Raw genomic sequence first — 2,103 nt, 5'->3', positions numbered from 1 at the left:
AAGAAGAAAGCCGCCTTGCGGCGGCTTCCGGTGCCAGCTCAGTAATGCTGCTGGGCTTCTTCTTCCGGCAGTGTGATGTTCAACTCGAGAATTTCACAGCCGGACTCACGGTCCACCTGCACATTCACGGCGTCTTCTCCCACCGGGACATACTTGCGTACCACCATCAGCAGCTCTTGCTGCAGCTGCGGCAGATAATCCGGGCCGCCACGCGTGGAGCGTTCGCGGGCCACAATGATCTGCAGGCGCTCCTTGGCCACTGATGCGGAACTCTGCTTCTTGGGAAGCAGGTAACTGAAGATGCTCATCCCTTAGCCTCCAAAAAGACGGCCGAACAGACCTTTCTTGTTAACGTTGACGAAACGATGGGGCAGCTGGTCGCCCAGGAAGCGGGCTACCGCATCGCTGTACGCCTGACCGGCATCGGAATCGATATCGAGGATCACCGGGCTGCCGGAGTTACTGGCGTTCAGTACCGCCTGGGATTCAGGAATCACGCCGAGTAACTCGATGGCGAGAATTTCCTGCACATCCTCAACGGACAGCATCTGGCCGCTCTCTACGCGCTCCGGGGAGTAGCGGGTGAGCAGCAGGCGGGCGGGAATATCCCCTTCGCCTTGCTCGGCATGGCGGGTCTTGCTGGCCAGAATGCCGATGATGCGGTCGGAGTCACGGACACTGGAGACTTCCGGGTTGGTCACGACGACTGCCTCGTCAGCGAAGTAGGCGGCCATCAGGGCGCCTTTTTCGATACCGGCCGGGCTGTCACAGATGATGTAGTCCATCTTCATGTCATCGCGCAGGGCATTCAGTACGCCTTCCACACCTTCGGTGGTGAGGGCGTCCTTGTCGCGGGTCTGGGACGCGGGAAGGATGAACAGGTTGTCCACCTTCTTGTCCTTGATCAGCGCCTGTTTGATATTGGCATCGCCACTGATCACGTTCACCAGGTCATAGACCACACGGCGTTCACAGCCCATGATCAGATCCAGATTGCGCAGGCCCACATCGAAATCAATCACGGTGGTTTTGAAACCGCGCAGGGCAAGGCCGGTGGCCAGCGCTGCACTGGTGGTGGTTTTGCCGACGCCACCCTTGCCGGATGTCACGACCACAATCTTCGTCACGCTCTTTCTCCTTACCTTCGTCTTTCTGTGGCGCTAGCTCAGCGCGGTAAATTGCATGGCGTCACCTTCCAGGGACAGATAGACAGCCCGGTTGCGGTGCGCTTCGGGCAGATCTTCGGCTACCCGGTAATGGCCGGCAATGGATACCAGTTCGGCATTCAGTTGCTGGCAGAAAATACGTGCGCTGCCATCCCCGCGGACGCCGGCGAGGGCGCGGCCACGCAGTTTGCTGTAGACATGAATATTGCCTTCCGCCATCAGCTCGGCGCCGGTGCTCACCGGAGCCAGCACGATCAAATCGCCACGGCTGTAGACCTGCTGGCCGGATCGTACCGGTTGGTCCACGACCAGTGTTTCAATGCGCTGGGTGGCGGTGGGGACTTTTTCTGCTTCTACCTGTGGCGCGGGCTCGCTGCGGCGCGGCACATCGCGGCCGCCGGACAGGCTCAGGGTGCCCAAGCCGAGCATGGCGGCGGTATCGCTATCGATGCCGGTCGTGCGAGCCAGGGCCACCAGGTTTACCCCCAGGCTACGCAGCGTGTCCACTGCGGCCATCAGGGCCACCGGATCCACCTCAAGGTCCTGACTCACGTCAATGACCACCGGGGCTTCTTGCAGCCACTGGGCAGCATCTTCCAGCCGTTGGCTGACTTCCTGATGCAGCAGGTTGGCATCCAGGTTTTTCAGTTGCAGGACCGTCATCATCAACATGCGGCCCTTGAACTCGAGAACGGTATTTTCTTCGACGACTGCTGTCATTCCTGACCTGTTGTCCGAGGGGCAAAAAGGCGCCAGAAGGGCGCCAGGCCCAGGTGGGGCGTAATTTTGGCAAAGCCTAGACGAAAGCGACGAGCCGTAAAAGCGCCAAAAGGGTGATATCAATGTTAAATCTGCGTGATAACCCGGTGACACTGGAATAACTGCTGAAAAAAACAGCATTTTCCCCGCTGACGCGGCTTTGTGGCTTTTTGTGAAA

The 2,103-nt window shown here is 59.2% G+C and carries 3 protein-coding genes; all 3 read right to left on the bottom strand.

Annotated features, from left to right (window positions below):
• Nucleotides 1-38 precede the first annotated feature (38 nt).
• Genes minE through minC form a run of 3 tightly spaced genes read right to left on the bottom strand, consistent with a single transcriptional unit; the run spans nt 39 to nt 1,886 of the window.
• On the bottom strand, nt 39-308 hold the full coding sequence (gene minE, locus HUJ17_RS02685) for a cell division topological specificity factor MinE (protein WP_290509229.1): 270 nt from the start codon (nt 306-308) through the stop codon (nt 39-41).
• Between the two features lie 3 nt (nt 309-311).
• The gene (gene minD / locus HUJ17_RS02680; RefSeq protein WP_290509228.1) at nt 312-1,127 is read right to left on the bottom strand and encodes a septum site-determining protein MinD; all 816 of its coding nucleotides are present in this window, start codon (nt 1,125-1,127) and stop codon (nt 312-314) included.
• 33 nt (nt 1,128-1,160) lie between these two features.
• Entirely contained in the window at nt 1,161-1,886 is a 726-nt protein-coding gene (minC, locus tag HUJ17_RS02675) for a septum site-determining protein MinC (protein ID WP_290509227.1), read from the bottom strand.
• Nucleotides 1,887-2,103: the final 217 nt, after the last annotated feature.

Origin of the sequence: Alcanivorax sp. (assembly GCF_014762765.1) — a bacterium.
In the GTDB taxonomy this organism is placed as follows: Bacteria; Pseudomonadota; Gammaproteobacteria; order Pseudomonadales; family Alcanivoracaceae; genus Alcanivorax.
Note: the sequence above shows the minus strand (reverse complement) of the source record. Positions and strands in the feature narration are given on the sequence as shown.